Genomic DNA, 16,536 nt, shown 5'->3' with positions numbered 1-16,536 from the left:
GTGAATGCAAGGGGGATGGAACGCGGACGTATCCGCGAAGGGTTGTGCCAAGATGGCGATGCAGAACGAGAATACCCATGCCGTAGACCTGGGACTTCGATCTTTGGCTCTGTTCCTGCGCTCTCATGGCGTAGACGCCAAACTCAACCAGATCCGCGAGCGCTGTGGCGGCGGCAGTGCAATCGGCATCCGCGCGATGCTTCGCTGCGCCCGCTCGCTCGGGCTTGAGGTCGGTTCGCGCAAGACACATTGGAAACAACTTGCGAGCGTCCGACTGCCTGGCATCGCTTCGTTGCATGACGGCGGGTTTCTGCTTCTCGGGAAGGTCGACGACAACGGAGCGGTTGTGCTGCATCCGCCCTTGTCAGGGCCGAAGCGGCTCACGCGCGAGGAATTCGAGGCAATCTGGGACGGCCGTTTGATCCTGGCCGGATCACAGAACCTTGCGCAACGGGCGCTTCATGCCCTTGCCGGCATGGCTACCCGCGGGCGTGATCTGGTACGCCGCGCCCGCGATACCGTGTTGCCTGCGCGGTTCGCCGATCGACGCGATACGGCCGTCGAGGCGGCGAGCACCGCACCCGAAGGCGGCGATGATTCAGGGCTTATTGCCTTGGCGATATTGATGCGTTGCCATGGCATCGCGGCCGACCCAGACCAGATCCGGCATCGGATGGGCGCGGCGCCAGTGGGCGTTACCGAAATCCTGCGCTGTGCAAAAGATTTTGGACTCAAGGCTCAGGCACAGAGGACAAACTGGAATCGGCTTGCGGTTACTCCGCTGCCTGGAATCGCCGTGCTTCGGGACGGTGGATACCTGATCCTCGGCAAAGTTGTCGACGACAAGCTCCTCGTTCAGCGCCCATCGTCGCCGCAACCCATCACAATGACCCAGGCCGAGTTCGAGGCCATCTGGGACGGCGGCATCATCCTGATGACCCGGCGCGCGGCCCTGACGGATCTCTCTCGACGGTTTGATATCGGCTGGTTCCTCGGCGCGGTCCACAAGTACCGCTATCTTCTCAGCGAAGTGCTTGTCGCGTCGTTCTTCCTTCAGGTTTTCGCCCTTCTCTCACCGCTATTCTTCCAAGTGATCATCGACAAGGTGCTCGTGCATCGAAGCATGAGCACGCTCGATGTTCTGGTCACTGGTCTCGTCGCGCTGACCGTTTTCGAAACTGTTCTCGGCACGCTGCGCGTCTATCTGTTCGCGCATACGACGAACCGCATCGACGTCGAGCTCGGCGCCCGGCTGTTTCGTCACCTGATGGCGTTGCCGATCGCATATTTCCAGACACGCCGCGTGGGGGATTCGGTTGCACGCGTGCGCGAGCTCGAAAATATCCGCCAGTTCCTGACGAGTTCGGCGCTCACGCTTGTCATCGATCTCGTCTTCACCGTCGTTTTCCTTGCCGTGATGTTCTATTACACGACCTCGTTGACGCTGATCGTTCTGGCGTCGTTCCCATTCTACATCGGCATTTCCGCGGGGGCTGCGCCACTGTTTCGCCGGCGCCTCGATGAGAAATTCGATCGCGGCTCGGAGAATCAAGCTTTCCTCGTCGAGACCGTCACGGGCGTCGAGACGCTGAAGGCCATGGCGGTCGAGCCGCAGATGCAGCGCCGCTGGGAGGAGCAACTCGCCGCCTATGTGACCGCAAGCTTTCGCGTGCTGAGCCTGAACAATACTGCGAGCCAGGCGGTGCAGCTGATCAACAAGCTGGTCGTCGCCGCAATCCTGTACTTCGGTGCCAAGCTCGTGATCGGCGGCGACCTGACCGTCGGCGAACTCGTCGCATTCAATATGCTGGCATCACGCGTGAGCATGCCGGTGCTGCGGCTCGCGCAGATTTGGCAGGATTTCCATCAGGCTCGCCTGTCGATCGATCGTCTGGGCGATATCCTCAACACCATTCCCGAGCCAAGCTTCAATCCTGGCCGCGCCGCGCTGCCGGCGATCCGCGGGCGGGTGACATTCGAGCACGCGACTTTCCGCTACCGGATCGACGGCCCCGAGGTGCTGCACGACGTGTCGTTCAGCGTCGAGCCCGGTCAGGTCATCGGCATCGTGGGCTCCTCGGGCTCCGGCAAGAGCACCATTGCTAAGCTGATACAGCGGCTCTATGTGCCGGAGAGTGGACGCGTGCTGGTCGATGGCGTCGATCTGGCGATGGTAGACCTGACCTGGCTTCGACGCCAGATCGGAGTCGTCCTGCAAGAGAACGTGCTCTTCAACCGATCCATTCGCGAGAACATCGCGCTCTCTGATCCGGCCATGCCCATGGAGCGCGTCATTGCTGCGGCATCGCTCGCCGGTGCTCACGATTTCATCCTGGAGCTGCCAGAGGGCTATGACACCGTCGTCGGCGAACGCGGTAGCAGTCTTTCCGGCGGGCAGCGCCAGCGTGTGGCAATCGCTCGGGCACTCATTACGGACCCGCGCATCCTCATCCTCGACGAGGCGACCAGCGCCCTGGATTACGAAAGCGAGCGCGCCATTCAGCAGAACATGAAGCGAATTTCTGCCGGCCGGACCGTCTTTGTCATCGCTCATCGGCTCTCGACTGTGCGTCACGCGAACCGGATCATCACGATCGAGCATGGCCGCATCGTCGAGGACGGTACCCATGAAGACCTGATCCGCTCGAACGGGCGTTACGCAAACCTCCACTATCTGCAGGCTGGCATCCATGAAGTCCGCTAGTCAAAACATCGTCGAATTTCCGGGAGTCAAACTTCGTCGCCACGAGCACGAAGTTGCGTTCCTGCCAGCGGCGCTCGAAATCACCGAGTCGCCGCCGTCGCCGATCGGGCGCGCGATCGGGGCGAGTATCATCGCGGTCTTCTGCTTCGCGCTGGCGTGGGCGTGGTTGGGCACAGTCGATATCGTCGCAACCGCGACGGGCAAGATCGTGCCAGGCGGGCGCACCAAGCTGATCCAGCCGTTCGACACGGGCGTCGTCCGCGCCATCAACGTACGCGATGGACAGAGCGTAAAGGCTGGCGACGTCCTGATCGAGCTCGACCCGACCATGGCGGACGCCGACCAGGAGCGCCAGAAAAGCGATCTCCTTTCGGCCGAACTCGACGTCGCGCGGCTGCGCGCGGCGCTCGCGGAGGATCCTCTTGCGGCCTTCCGGCCGCCGCAGGGCGCGAGCGCAGCGGAGATCGAGATGCACCGCCAGTATCTGGTCAGTCAGCTCGCCGAACAGAACACCAAGCTCGCCGAGATAGATCGCGAGCAATCCCAGAAAGAAGCGGAACGATCGACCACTTTGGCGAGCGGGGCGAAGCTCGAGGCGACGATACCGCTGCTGCAGGAGCGGGTCGACATTCAAAAGCAGCTCGTCGACAAGGCACTTGCCTCGAAGGTCCTCTATCTCTCCGAGTATCAGGAGTTGGTCGGCCTTCAACAGGATCTCAACCTGCAGCAGAGCCGGCTGCGCGAAGCCGACGCAGCCATCGCGTTGCTAAGGGAAACGAGGGAAAAGACGACCGCGGAGTACCGGCGCGCGACCTATGAGGCGCTCGCGAAAGCCGAGCAGAGAGCTGCGAGCACTGGGCAAGAAGTGATCAAGGCTGAGCGGCGCACGAAGCTCCAACAATTGACCGCGCCGGTCGATGGCGTCGTACAACAACTGGCCGTTCATACGGTGGGAGGCGTGGTGACGCCCGCTCAGCCACTGGCCGTGGTGGTGCCCAGTGAGAGCCATCTCGAGATCGAGGCCATGCTCTCCAACCGAGACATCGGATTTGTCCATCCGGGACAGATGGCGGAAATCAAGGTCGACACATTCAACTTCACCCGCTACGGGCTTCTTCATGGTGAAGTGGTCAGCGTGTCATCCGATGCCATAGTTCGCGACCGGCAACCGACCGGGTCGAACGACCGTGCGTCGGGCGCAGCGCAGAGCGACAGCGAGCCGAGAGATCAGGAACTCCAATATGCCGCACGCGTTTCACTTGACCGTACGGACATGCAGGTGGATGACAAGCTCGTCAAGCTCGGTCCGGGCATGGCGGTGACGGTTGAGATCAAGACCGGCACGCGCAGTATCATCGGCTACTTCCTCTCGCCTCTGGCGAAATATCAGCAGGAATCGCTACGCGAGCGGTAAAGCCGGCTTCCAGACGACGAACCTCCGTCGGGCCCGTCACGCTCCGAAGAGAACGCGGCGCGGTCCGCCATCCTTGTAGCCCACCCTTCCCGTCGGCGCCCGAGCAGGATGCGCGACGTATCCTCTCGGCTGTCGGCAGGCATGCTCCTATTGGATGAGTGGGTGCGGACCAAGGGCTACCCCCAATTCATGAAGAGGCCTTGGGTTCGGCAGCGTGCTAGGATTCCGCCCAGAAGTGCGGAGGGGAAACCGTGGCCCTGAACATAGTCGGCCAGGCTAGGTTGAACACGCTCGCTTTCGAGACCAGTGCGCCCACCAGGGCCACCGGCTTTCGGGAACACGACGCGGGTTGGTGGTTCGGGCACCTAGGCCCCGAAAAGGAGCCCGAGAGGGACTGGACATGCCGGACCGGATCGTAAGTTTTGTCATGAGCGGCGGCGTCGGCTCACGGCTGTGGCCGCTGTCGCGCGAAGACAACCCCAAGCAGTTCCACGATCTTTCGGGCGACGGCTCCATGCTAGCGAAGACGGTCCGGCGCCTCAAGGCGCGGCCGGATGGCGAGACGCCCATCTACCTCATAGCGTCCGAGCGGCATGCCGACCGCCTTGTGTCGGACATCGGTCCGCTCGGCCTCAATGGCGGCAGACCGATTTTCGAACCCGTAGGCCGCAACACCGCCGCGGCGGTCGCGATCGCCACGCTGCAGACGATATCCGAGCATGGCGGCGATGCGCTTGTGCTCGTGGTCCCCTCCGATCATGAGATATCCACCGAAAGGCAATTCTGGGAAACCGTCGAGACGGGCAGGCCGGCGGCCGCGTCGGGACGGATCGTCGTATTCGGCATCAAGCCGACACATCCCGAAACCGGGTACGGTTACGTCGAGGTGTCGGCGAATGGCGACGGGGTGGCCGCCGTCTCGCGTTTCGTCGAGAAACCCGACGCCGAGACCGCCCGCCACTATGTGTCTTCGGGACACTTCTACTGGAACGCCGGCATCTTCCTGTTTCGCGCCGACACGATGCGGCAAGCGTTTCTCGACTTCCGGCCCGACATCTGGGACGGCGCCGAGCGGGCGTATAAGACCGCACGGGCCGATATTTCCGGCATCTATCTGCCGCAGGGCTTCTACTCGGCTGTCCCGTCGACATCGATCGACTACGCTGTCATGGAGCATGCCCACGGCATCGCGATGGTCACGGCCTCCTTCCGCTGGAATGACCTTGGATCGTGGCAATCGCTGCTGGAAGCCAGCCCGACCGACCGCGACGGCAACGTCGTGATGGGCGATGTCGTCGCCATGGATTGCGACAGTTCCTACCTGCGCAGCCAGGGCAGGCTGCTGACCGTCATCGGAATGAAGGATGTGGCGGTGGTGGCCACGCCTGACGCGGTGTTCGTCGCGCCCGTAAGCCACAGCCAGAACGTGAAGAAGGTCGTCGAACAGCTGGAGAAGAGCGGACGCCTCGAGACAAAATTCACGGCGTCGGAAGACCGCGTCATTGTCAGCGGATCATGGCGCAAGCGCGTCGAGCACTGGCTCTTCGAGGAAACCCTGCCGCTGTGGTCGACGGCAGGTGTCGACGATGTGCATGGCGGCTTCCACGAGGCGCTCGGTTTCGATGCAAGGGCGCTCGGAAAACCCAAGCGCATGCGCACGATGGCGCGCCAGATCTATGCGTTCGCGGTGGCCAAGGAACGCGGCTGGGACGGACCGGCCGACAGGCTCATCGACCATGGCATCGGCTTCATCGCCAAACACGGCCGCAGCGACCGCGGCGGCTGGGTGCGCACCCTCAATTGCAACGGCAGCGTGGCCGATCCGGCGGAGGACGCCTACGACCATTCCTGCGTGCTGCTGGCGCTTGCCCACGCTCATCGATGCGGCCATGGCGACGCCTTGCGGCTTGCCCAGGAGACATTTGGTTTCATCGACAACCATCTCGAGGACGGCAGCCTGAATGGCTTCCTCGAGAGCCCCGGCTGGAACGGAGTGCGGTTCTCGAACCCGCATATGCACATGCTGGAATCCTTCCTTGCCTGGCATGACGTCACCGGCGACCGCGCCTATCTGCGCCGGGCGGCGCGCGTCATCGATCTCTTCCGGTGCCATTTCTTCGACCAGGAGAGCTGGACGCTCGGGGAGCGTTTCGACGTCGACTGGCTGCCTCTGCCGGGCGACGACGGACAGTGGACCGAACCAGGGCATCATTTCGAATGGGCCTCGCTGCTCGTCGAGTTCTCCCGGGCGAGCGGGCAGAAGGACCTGGTCGCCTATGCGAGGAAGCTCTATTCGTCGGCGGTCGCCAGCGGACTGAACCGGGCCACGGGTCTGGCCTATGCTGCCGTGTCGCGGCACGGGATCCCCCTCGACCGGCTCTCTCGAAGCTGGCCGCAATGCGAGGCGGTCAAGGCGGCAGTCGCCCTGGACGGCATTGGCGGACCCGACCTGAAACCCGAGATCGAAGCGCGTGTCGCCCGCCTCTTCAGATGGCATATCGATCCGGCGCCGCTCGGGCTGTGGGTCGACAGGATCGACGAGCGCGGCAGGTCAGCGGCGACGGAGGTCCCGGCCAGCATCTTCTACCATCTGGTCACCGCGCTGATGCAGTATCTGGACAAGACCGGAGGACAGGTCGAGCCCTTCCCAATGCCAGTTTCGGATACGGGCAAGGCCTCGCTCAGGCAGGTCAACGCCTGACCCGAACGGCCCGGCATGCATTGCCGAGCCGAGGCGATTGCCGGGGAGACGCGGCCTTCATTCCGCGAGCCCAGGCGGATGCAGCGACAGCTCGGCTTCCAAACAGGCATCATCCAAAGGGACGAGCTCCGGCTGGCTGCCGGCACGCGTTCGCCAAGCACGAATTCCGGTCGAGATCGGGCCGTTCCGATGGGTAGTACGACGAGCATCCGCCTTTTTGCTAAATTAGCAATTGCAGGAAAATGAATAAGATGCGGGCTTAGCCGGCGCCCCCCAAAAGACGCTGGTTAGGCCCAGCGGCCACCCAACTCGTACCCGCGTCTGCTGGGCCGCCTTAAACCCGCAGCCGCCGCCGTGTCTGCGACAACTCCGCCAGCCTATTCGACAATCGGAATCAGGACGAACAGTGTTCGGGCCGTCCGCCACAGGCCGACGAGTTGATCTCGATTCTCCAAGACTACAAATATCTGGTATTTCGGGAGGCTTGGGTTGGCACGCGCACAAAATGCAAAATCTTTGCGCAAACCCACCGGACACCAGGCCGATGCACCGACGACATCGCTAGGGCGAAAGCGAGCATTACCTCGTTCGCAAGTCTATTGGGCGACTTGCGACACGGCTGACATCAGTTCCTGCGGGCTTGGCGCCCCAAACATGTGTCGCCCACCCTCTGGAACCTCGGTGAAGCTCCAGCGGACAATGCCCTGCCGGTCCAGCAGGAACTGACCTATCAGTTGTCCGTGTCCGGTCGCCATCATCTGCTCGTCGGCTTCGGTCACTTCGTACTGGTCCTTGTTGTTGAGGATTTCGCTGGCCGAAAAAGGATCCATTGGACCGGGCAACTCGCCCGGTACGTTGACCCGCATATCCTTTGCCGCTGCGATCGAGACCTTGTAGGGCCAATTCGTCTCGTCTTCGGTGAATTCGAGATTGGGCAGGCCAAAAGCGCGATGTGAAGCACGTTCAGGGTCGGAGGCCGCAAGCAGGTTCGGCATCGGGTGGTAGCGGAAATAGAGACGCGCCCGTTCGATGGGCGTGTTGACCACCGTCAGGCTCCCCACGCCCTTTTCGCGCAGTTCCGGATCGAGCCGCGCCTGGGCGGCGATATGGCGCCGGCAAAACGCGCAGTGCAGACCTCGAAACAGGCCGACCAGCACCGGTTTTTGGCCGCGAAAGTCGTCAAGCGCAATCTTGCCCTCGTGGGTGATGGCGTCGAGTATCACGTTCGGCGCACGGTCGCCCGGCTGAAGCGGTATCAAGTCAATGCGCGCTGACATTCCAACCTCCCACCCCGGCTAGTCGAGAAAAGGCAGCACCACAAGCCCTTCCGGGTCGAGCCCGTGCTGGGCGCATATACCCTGCGCCAGGGAAAAGTAGCGTTCGGCCTCGGCCAGATTGTCGAGGTCGAGATTAAGCGTTGCGAGACCATCATAGCACGGAAACAGCAGTTGCGGTTCGCCCGTTTCGCGGGCTACCCCCAGTGCTTCGTGGAACAAGCCAACCGCCAGTTCCGGACGGCCGTTGCACTGGTGGATCTGCCCTAGCACGATTAACGGCACCGACAGGTGCTCGCGCTGGTCGAGCGCCCGGTCGATCTCGATGGCCTTCTCGGCGGCAGGCACGCCCTCCGTTGGACAGCGATCCGTGAAAGTACAGCAAGCGACCGCCAGATTGGCGAGGAGGCGCGCCTGGAAGCCCAAATCACCAATATGGCGCGCCACTTCGAGGCCACGCCGACAGACCTCCATCGCCTTTGTCGGATCGATGGTTGTGTAAAGCACGCCGAGATTGGTGTAGCCGCGGCAAGCCGTGCCCAGCAGGCCGGCGGCTTCGGCCAATTCAATGCTACGCTCTACCTGGCTAACGGCTTCGCGGTCTCGCCCAAGACGAGCCAAGGCGACAGCCTTGGTGTTGAGTGCCTCGGCGGTCACAAGGGTGGCATCGCGCCCTACCTCGGAGACATGCTCGGTTGTCAGAGTTCCGACGCAATCCAGCGCCGCGTCTGCCCATTTCGCCGCGAGGGCGTGATCTCCGCTACGGAACGCCTGTCGGCCACGTTCTTGCCAGAGATGCGCCTGCTCGACCGGAGCATCCGCGCCATCGAGGAGCGCTGCCGCTTCGGCATAGCGGGATACTGCGTTGTCCCGCTTGCCGACGTCCCAGAGCAGCCGACCGATCTTACGCAAAACCCGCGCCGAAGCGACACGATCGGCGGACGCGCGATATGCCTGCAGCACCGTCTCGTAGTGCTGGTGCGCGACGTCGCGACGGCCTAACGGGCCGCTCAGATCGGCGACGCGCTCTGCGATTGCCAGTTTGAGCGGTGTTTGCCCTATTTCGCCCAATGCAGTCAGTGCTCGCTCGTAGAAACGAAGGGCGTCGTCGTTGGCGTATATCGTGCGAGCGCGATCCCCCGCCGCCTGCAGGTAATGCGCGCCCCTCTCCCGCTCGGCGCTCTGTGCGAAATGATGACCGAGCGCGGTCAGATCCTCGAGCCGTTCCGGCTTGTCGCCGCACAGTTGCTCCAAGGCTGTACCGACCCGCCCGTGGATATCGGTCCGGCGTTGCAGGAGCAGGTTCTGGTAGATCACGTCCTGCAGCAATGTTTGCGTAAAGCGATAGCTTTGCGACGAGACCGATCCTGATCCGACAACTTCCTCGATGATTTCCGCATCGCAAAGCAGTTCGCAGCCCGCTTCCAGGCGGCCGGGGTCGGCTGTCACGGCTTTCAGAAGTGTGGCATCGAAGCGCGGGCCGATCACCGCGGCTTCCTGGGCCAACCGGCGCACCTCCGGGGGCAGCCGGTCGACGCGGGCAAGCAGCATTGCCTGGATAGTGGCGGGAATGCCGGTTGCGACTTCGCCTGCCACAGTCCGCCATCGCTGGCCCTCGCGCACCAGGACACCGCGATCGATAAGACCGCGAACGATCTCCTCTACAAACAGGGGGTTGCCGCCCGCACGCTCGAGGATCTGGTCGAGAAGTCCGCCTGCCGAGCTCACCCAGCTCTCGCCGAAAAGCGCCGCCAGCAATCCGCGTCCGTCATCGCTGTTGAGCGGCGAAAGCCGGAGCGCTGTGTGACTGACCCGACTTGAGTCGAGCTGGTCGTTGTCCGGCGCCGGACGATGCGTGACCAGCAACATCAACCGCGTGCGTTCCAACTTATCCATCACGAAACGCAGTGCCTCGAGCGAAGCGGCGTCGGCCCAGTGCAGGTCTTCAACGACAATCAGCAGCGGCGACAAGGCAAGCCGCCGTTCGATGATTGTGCGGACTGCGTAGAGAATTTGCCGCCGCAGCTGCTCGGGCTCGACATGCTGCAGGGTGGCATCGGGGTCGCCAAGGCCAAGCACATGGTAGAGCAAAGGCATCAGCCGCTTCGCCTCCTCGCCCTGCAGGCCGAGATCGGTAAGCAAGGCTGCGAGCTTCTCCCGCATTTCGTCGCCATTGTCGTTTTGCATCATCCCGGCAGCGCTGCGCACCACTGCGCCCAAGGCGCCGAATGATTGTTCGCCCAGCGGTGAGCACGTGGCCTGCCGCACGGCGACGTTGCGAAAACGATCCTCGTCGCCGACGCGGGCGACGAACTCCTTCACCAGCCGCGATTTCCCGATACCGGCTTCTCCGACGAGGCGGACAAGCTGGGCCGAGCCGCCGCACGCCTGGTCAAGGCTCGCCAGCATTCTATTGAGCTCGGCACCGCGACCTATTAGAGGCGCACCGAGGCCGAGCGCCTCGAGCCCACGCGCTGCACGCGGCGCCGCAAGCGGTGCGTCCAGTCGATGGACGAGCACACTGCCAGCCTTGCCGCGAAGCACGACGTCGCCCAGCGACTCGTAAGAGAAGGCATGCCGGGTCAGCCTGTGGGTGAGCTCGCCTACCAGCACCTCGCCCGGTGCGGCCAGCGATTGCAGCCGTTGCGCCGTATTCACTGTGTCGCCGGTCACCGAATAGGATTTGGCGGCGCCGATGCCCAATCCTCCGGTAACGACCGGACCAGTGTTTATGCCGATGTGGAGCAGCAGAGGCGAGCCGGAACGGGGGGCGCTTTCGCCGAGCCGCGCCGTCCTGGCGATCATGTCGAGAGCGGCGCGAAGCGCGCGTTCCGGATCGTCCTCATGCGCGACCGGTGCGCCGAACAAAGCCAGCAGTGCATCGCCGATGAATTTGTCGACGAAACCACCGAAGCTTCGCACGGCCGCCGTCAATTCCTTGAACAGTTCGTTCTGCAGCGTCTGCATGACCTCGGGGTCGAGCTGCTCGCTGAGTGTCGTGAAGCCGCAAAGGTCGGCGAACAGGACCGTTACCGTCCGGCGATCGGCGTCAGAGACGGGATGCAGCTGTTCTTCGCTCTCGACCTTCGCAGGCTGCGACGCAGGTCGAGAAGGCGGCTCAAGGGTTCGGCTTGGTGTCGGAGCAGGCCGTTCGACCGGCTTTGCCGGCGCGCCGAGGCTTGTCCCGCATTTCGGACAGAACTCGAAATCCGGTGCGCAGAGGTAGCCGCAACTGCCGCATGGCACGGGCTGGCGCCTGCCACACTTCGGACAGAAAGCGAAACCGCTTTCAACCTCGAAACCGCAGCCTGAGCAGTCCATGGAGCAAGACCTCACTCGCGGCCGTGGCGGCGTGATCTCGCCAAGCGCTTCACGGCCACGGTATTCACAAGCATGAACCGATAGAAGCCGACCAGCAAGCGGCAGCGCAAATGGGCATCGAACGACCCGTGCGTCCGGCGGCAGAGCGCTGCCGACTCCGGCAGCTGTGTCGCCGTCTTTTGCGAAAGTTCCCTCTTGCCCTGCGTCTTCCTGCTATCGTGGAGACGAGGAGACGGACCATGAGCGAGAATCGTAAGCTAGCGGCAATCCTGGCGGCAGATGTGGTCGGATATAGCCGGCTCGCGAGCGCTGACGAAGATCTTACCTTGGCGAGATTGCGGACACTGCGCAGCGACCTGATCGATCCCACCATCGCGGTGCACAACGGGCGGGTGATCAAGCGCACCGGGGATGGGGCGCTGGTTGAGTTCCGCAGCGTGGTGGATGCCGTGCGCTGCGCCGTCGAGGTTCAGAATGGCATGGTCGAGCGCAATGCCGGCGTGCCGCAGGACCGCCGCATCGAGTTCAGGATCGGCATCCATCTGGGGGATGTGGTGGAAGAAAGCGACGGCGACCTGATGGGCGACGGCGTCAACATCGCTTCGCGTTTGGAAGGCGTCGCGTCGCCCGGCGCCATCTGCCTGTCCGAGGATGCCTATCGCCAGGTCAAGGCGAGGCTCGACCTCTCAGTCAGCGATCTCGGGAGCACGCAGCTCAAGAACATCGCCGAGCCGATCCGGGTCTATTCGCTGCAAGTCGGCAGCGCCGCGACCAAGGCGGCCGCGGCCCCGGAAACCGCGACGGGCCGGCCGGCGACGGCAGCGCCGCCGAAGCTGTCGATCGCCGTCCTGCCCTTCGCCAACATGAGCGGGGACACCGAACAGGACTACTTCGCCGACGGCATCTCCGAGGACATCATCACGGCGCTGTCCAAACTGTCGCAGCTCTTCGTCATCGCCCGCAATTCGTCGTTCACGTTCAAGGGCCAGAACGTCCATGTGCAGGACGTGGGTGCGAAGCTCGGCGTGCGGCATGTGCTTGAGGGCAGCGTACGCAAGTCGGGGAACAGGGTGCGCATCACCGCGCAGCTCATCGATGCAACCACGGGCGGCCATCTTTGGGCGGAGCGGTTCGACCGCGACCTGACCGACATATTCGCCGTGCAGGACGACGTGACGCAGCAGATCGTCGGAGCGCTGGCGCTCAATCTGACCGAGGGTGACCGTCAGCGGCTGGCGCCCGAGCACTCGCGCAACACTGAGGCGTATGACTATTTCATGCGGGGCCGGGAACTCTGGCACCAGCTGACGAAGGAGACGAACCTCGCAGCCCGCAACCTCTTGCAACGTGCCATCGAACTGGACCCGGCGTTTGCCTCTGCCCACGCTTTCCTCGCGCTCACGCACGGGCTCGATTACCTGAACAGATGGAGCGCGTCGCCGCCGGAATCGATGGCGCAAGCGGAAGAGGCAGCAATGCGAGCGGTAACGCTGGATGACAGCGATCCCTGGGCGCACTGGGCGCTGGCTATAACCAAGCTGTACACACGACGGCACGATGGCGCCATCAACGAGGCCGAGCGCGCGTTAGCCCTCAATCCGAACTTCGCCGAAGGGCACGTCATCCTCGGCGAGGCGCTGCACTATTCGGGCAGATCCGAGGAGGCCCTCGAGAGTTTCGCCCGAGGGAAGACCTTGAATCCATACTTTCCGGACGTGCTTCTGCACTTCCAGGCCTTGGCGCAGTTTCAACTTGGAAGGTACGAAGAGGCCATTGACCTTTTGATGCAACGGCTGGCGCGCAATGCCGTCACCGACGTCTCGCGCGCGCTTCTAGCCGCCTGCTACGGCCAGCTGGGCCGTTTCGCCGAGGCCCGCGCGGCATGGGAGGAAGTGCTTCGCGTCAATCCAGATTATTCGCTGGAATACCGTCGCAAAGTCATGCCCTACAAGAACCCTGCCGATTTCGAGCGCATGGTGGACGGGCTCCGCAAAGCCGGCATTGTGCAATGACAGGTGAGTGAGGTCAGGCCTTGAACTGCAGCCGATCCTTTTTGCCTGCCTCCAGTCCGCCCCGATCTTGACAGGGCAGTGCTGCCATCCGATGCCATCATCCGTTTTTCACATTCGCCGACTCTTGCCGAAGAAAACCAAAGCTCGATGATGCAGGAAATCGCCGGCTATGTTTCGGGACCCTCGTTCTCCCTTCGAACCAGGCGCGGGTAAGACGGCGTGGCACATAATCCCCTGGTTTCAATCGTCGTGCCCGCGCACAACGCGGAGGCGACGCTGGCGCGCGCGCTCGATTGCTTGCTCGATCAGGAAATAGCGGATTGGGAAGCGATCATCGTCGACGACGCCTCCACCGATCGCACCCCCGCTATCATCGCCGCTCAAATGGAGCGCGATGCCCGATTTCGAACGCTGAACTCTTCCGCCAATGGCCCCGCCGGCGCGCGCAACAGCGGGATTTCGACAGCGCGCGGCCAGTGGCTGATGTTTCTGGATGCCGACGATTGGGTGGATGCCAGCTTCCTCGCCAAAGTGCTGGCCGCACTAGAAACCGCTCCCGATGCGGTGGCCGCCTATTGCGGTTCCCGGCGCGTGATGCCCGACGGCGCGCTCACCCCGTCGACCATCTCGCCGGAGGTTGCGATCCAGCCCTTCGAAACATTCGCCCGCCAGTGCGCCGTCCGCACGCACGCGCTGCTGGTCGACCGGGAGACGATTGTCGGGCTGGGCGGTTTCGATGTCTCGCTGCGCACTTGCGAGGACTGGGATCTGTGGCAGCGTCTGGCACGCCTGGGCAAGAATTGGGTGATGGTCGACGAGCCGCTCGCCTTCCATCGGATCAGCCCCAACGCGCTTTATCGCAATTCGACGCAGATGGTGGCAGATGCGGAAATCGTGATCGCCCGCGGCTTTTCTCGCGATCCCAGGGTCAAACACCCGGCATCGGCTCACGCCAATGGAGCGATCGAGGCCAACGGCGGCACCGCTGCCGAAGCCCTCGCGTGGTTCGCGTTGTGGAACGCCGCGTCGGATTGCGGCCGCGGCTCGCGCCCGATCAACCTACAGTCCCTGCGCGCGCTCCCGGTAGCGCGCAAGTGGGTGCGCAAGGCCGTTAGGGTGGTCTTTGATGGCCTGATGGTTGGAAGCCTGTCGACGCCAGAGCAATTGGCTGCCAGGTGGGCCAGGTTCGGCGGCGCCGTCACCGAGTTGATCGTCGAACTCGGCAAGGTCTGGGGCGATCCCGCAGCGGCGCGCCGCGCCCAGTATCAGCTTGAGCAAATGCTTCTCGACATCGACGACCTTGCCGCGCCGCGCCGACTGGCGCGGACACTTGGAATTCGCGTCGACGTTCGAAACCCGGCCTCTGTCGAACTTCCGGAAGGAATCGATCAGATCTACGCCTGTCTGATGATGGACGGCCAGATCGAGGCGCGCGTGCAGTTCGGCGCACTCGGGACCGTGACAAGACGTCATTGGATTGAATTGGCGCCGAATTTCGTGCCCCCTGAGCGGCCAGTACGCCGGACGGGTCGGGACAGCCACTTCGGCAAACTCGCGCAATTGACCGCGCAGGCGCGGGAGCTGGCTGCCTCGAGCGCCGACGCTACGGAGGCTCTTCCAGCGTCGCGCCGCGCACGGGCAGCCGATGGTCGCGACAAGGATCGCACGTCGTTCTGGAATCGCCATTTCGCGACCGAGGATCCCTGGAACTACAGTTCGTCCTATGAGCAGGAGAAATATGAGCGGCAGCTCGAAATTCTGCCTGCCGGTCGCATCGGACGGGCGCTTGAGCTGGCCTGCGCGGAGGGTCACTTCACGCGGCAGCTGGCGCCGCGAGTGGCCCATCTGACCGCAACTGATATCTCCGCCGTAGCCATCGAGCGGGCACGCGCGCGCGGCGGCGATCAGCCGAATGTCGAGTACGGCGTGTTGGATTTCATGGCGGATACGCTGCCGGATGAAATGGATCTGATCTTCTGTTCGGAAGTGCTCTACTACCTGGATGATCTCGCCGAGTTGCAACGCTTCGCCAACAAGGTCGTCGAGGCGTTGGCGCCTGGCGGCAGGCTCATCACCGCACACGCATTCGTGCTGCGCGACAATCCTGAGAGAACGGGCTTCGATTGGAACACATTCGGTGCACAAGCGATCTCGGAGACGCTGGCAGGGACCGAAGGCCTCGTCCTCGAGCAATCGATCCAGACGGAGCTCTATCGCATAGACCGCTTTCGCCGCCTGTCGCCTGGCGACGTGGCGGCGGAACCAAAGATTGATTGTGTGCCGATCCGCGCGCGCATCGAGATGGGGGTCGCGCGAAAAATCGTCTGGGGCGGGGCGCAGGCCTTGCGCCGCGACGTCGCACGCAGCGAGCGGCGGGAGCGTATGCCGGTCCTTATGTATCATTCCGTTGCCGAAGACGGTCCGGCCGCGCTCGCCCGTTTTCGGTGCACGCCCGCCCTATTCGGCAGCCAGATGGCATGGCTGCGCGCCAACGGTTTTCACGCGATTGCGTCCGAGCAGCTGGAATGGTCCATCGCCAACCGTCAGCCTTTCGTTGGCCGCCCGGTGCTCATCACCTTCGATGACGGTTTTCAGAACTTTGCCGACCATGCCTGGCCGATCTTGCGTGCGAGCGACCTGACCGCGGAAGTGTTCCTGGTGACGGACCTGGTTGGCAAGAGTGCAGAGTGGGACGCCCACAACGGTCCGCCGGCGCAGCTTATGGATGCCGGGACGGTGCGACGCCTCGCCGGCGAAGGTGCGTTCTTCGGCAGCCATATGGCGACGCATCGTGCAATCGATGGCCTGTCGACCGCTGACCTGGCCGCCGAGCTCTTGCGCTCGCGTATGTTCATCGAACGGTGGACCGGTCGGCCAACCACGGCGTTCGCGGCACCCTTCTCAGTCACCGACCGGCGACTTGGCCGGCTGCTCAGGGAGTGCGGCTATCGGATCGGCTTCGGCGGCAGACATGGGCCGGCGGGCCTCGATGGCGATCCCATCGACCTTCCGCGCATCGAGATTCGCGGCGATCGTTCGCTCGATGACTTTGTTGCCATTCTTGAGGCGGTGCTCGAATGAAGTGGCCGGAAGTTCACCGATGGTCGCCA

The 16,536-nt window shown here is 63.3% G+C and carries 7 protein-coding genes; 5 read left to right on the top strand and 2 right to left on the bottom strand.

The genetic code is table 11. The features are described from left to right. Positions 1-52 precede the first annotated feature (52 nt). The 3 genes from EN786_RS23575 (at position 53) to EN786_RS23565 (ending at position 6,819) form a co-directional block, all read left to right on the top strand. Positions 53-2,704, top strand: a complete 2,652-nt coding sequence (locus tag EN786_RS23575; protein ID WP_189340381.1) for a type I secretion system permease/ATPase — start codon at positions 53-55, stop codon at positions 2,702-2,704. After that, complete coding sequence (locus EN786_RS23570; protein WP_127285033.1) at positions 2,691-4,118, top strand: HlyD family type I secretion periplasmic adaptor subunit; 1,428 nt, start codon at positions 2,691-2,693, stop codon at positions 4,116-4,118. The genes EN786_RS23575 and EN786_RS23570 overlap by 14 nt, the downstream gene beginning before the upstream one ends. A gap of 400 nt (positions 4,119-4,518) precedes the next feature. Further along, positions 4,519-6,819 carry an AGE family epimerase/isomerase gene (locus tag EN786_RS23565; protein WP_127309697.1) on the top strand — a complete coding sequence of 767 codons (2,301 nt, stop codon included), beginning with the start codon at positions 4,519-4,521 and terminating at the stop codon, positions 6,817-6,819. A 596-nt stretch (positions 6,820-7,415) separates the two neighbouring features. Here EN786_RS23565 and EN786_RS23560 read toward each other — a convergent pair. Both EN786_RS23560 and EN786_RS23555 read right to left on the bottom strand, forming a co-directional pair. Continuing rightward, positions 7,416-8,096, bottom strand: a complete 681-nt coding sequence (locus tag EN786_RS23560; protein WP_127309698.1) for a redoxin domain-containing protein — start codon at positions 8,094-8,096, stop codon at positions 7,416-7,418. 18 nt (positions 8,097-8,114) lie between these two features. Then, the gene (locus EN786_RS23555) at positions 8,115-11,414 is read right to left on the bottom strand and encodes an adenylate/guanylate cyclase domain-containing protein (protein WP_127309699.1); all 3,300 of its coding nucleotides are present in this window, start codon (positions 11,412-11,414) and stop codon (positions 8,115-8,117) included. 239 nt (positions 11,415-11,653) lie between these two features. Here EN786_RS23555 and EN786_RS23550 point away from each other — a divergent pair, with 239 nt between their 5' ends. Together EN786_RS23550 and EN786_RS23545 are read left to right on the top strand one after the other, a co-directional pair. Further along, entirely contained in the window at positions 11,654-13,426 is a 1,773-nt protein-coding gene (locus EN786_RS23550; protein ID WP_127309700.1) for an adenylate/guanylate cyclase domain-containing protein, read from the top strand. A gap of 219 nt (positions 13,427-13,645) precedes the next feature. Then, positions 13,646-16,507: a glycosyltransferase gene (locus EN786_RS23545; RefSeq protein ID WP_127309701.1), complete on the top strand. Its 2,862-nt coding sequence runs from the start codon at positions 13,646-13,648 to the stop codon at positions 16,505-16,507. Positions 16,508-16,536: the final 29 nt, after the last annotated feature.

Origin of the sequence: Mesorhizobium sp. M4B.F.Ca.ET.143.01.1.1 (genome assembly GCF_004792275.1) — a bacterium.
GTDB lineage: Bacteria > Pseudomonadota > Alphaproteobacteria > Rhizobiales > Rhizobiaceae > Mesorhizobium > Mesorhizobium abyssinicae.
This window is presented reverse-complemented; position numbering and strand designations above follow the sequence as displayed.

Coding starts and splice junctions, on each gene's coding strand:
- EN786_RS23565 (WP_127309697.1), top strand. CDS start 4,519: ATGCCGGACCGGATCGTAAGTTTTGTCATGAGCGGCGGCGTCGGCTCA.
- EN786_RS23570 (WP_127285033.1), top strand. CDS start 2,691: ATGAAGTCCGCTAGTCAAAACATCGTCGAATTTCCGGGAGTCAAACTT.
- EN786_RS23550 (WP_127309700.1), top strand. CDS start 11,654: ATGAGCGAGAATCGTAAGCTAGCGGCAATCCTGGCGGCAGATGTGGTC.
- EN786_RS23555 (WP_127309699.1), bottom strand. CDS start 11,414: ATGGACTGCTCAGGCTGCGGTTTCGAGGTTGAAAGCGGTTTCGCTTTC.
- EN786_RS23575 (WP_189340381.1), top strand. CDS start 53: ATGGCGATGCAGAACGAGAATACCCATGCCGTAGACCTGGGACTTCGA.
- EN786_RS23560 (WP_127309698.1), bottom strand. CDS start 8,096: ATGTCAGCGCGCATTGACTTGATACCGCTTCAGCCGGGCGACCGTGCG.